1 pseudogene is annotated in these 502 nt (G+C 32.5%); it reads left to right on the top strand.

What is annotated here, in order from left to right:
• Positions 1-213 (top strand): annotated as a pseudogene (locus E2K74_RS14465) (IS982 family transposase); the annotation flags it as partial.
• Positions 214-502 lie beyond the last annotated feature (289 nt).

Here is a 502-nt window from a genome sequence, read left to right as displayed (position 1 = left end):
AATATGAAGTTTATTCAACTACAAGAATCTGATGAATATCACTTAAAACAGCGCAATAAAATAGAGACTTTATTCAGCCTATTGAAAGGACAGTACAATTTAGTGACGAGTAGAGTACGTAGTGTTTATGGATTTCTAGGAGGGATTTATGCTTCATTGTGCGCATATCAATTGAGCCACAGAAATAAGCCAACCATTCGAGTAATCGAATAGTTGGCTTAAACAGGATTCAGGTTAATTTATCTTTAAAAATAAAAAGAATAATAGCGCCTATTTTTTAGAATTTTTTTATTATGTGATTTAATTCTTGTTAGATGTATTGGGTATAAGTTGAATAAAACGAAATAAGCATCTTAGAACAGAGGATATTAAGACCTTGGATTCTCAAATGAAGTGCAACAGAGATTAAATTATTGGAAGGAAGCAAGATGAGCTAGCATTTTGCTTCCGACCGACCAAAGTCAAAGTTGCATCATGAACTATACTCATCTTACTCAAGAAG

The sequence above is a fragment of the Acinetobacter sp. RF15B genome (assembly GCF_007558235.1).
GTDB lineage: Bacteria > Pseudomonadota > Gammaproteobacteria > Pseudomonadales > Moraxellaceae > Acinetobacter > Acinetobacter lwoffii_C.
The sequence above is the reverse complement of the archived record's forward strand: the minus strand, read 5'-3'. Positions and strand labels throughout refer to the sequence as shown.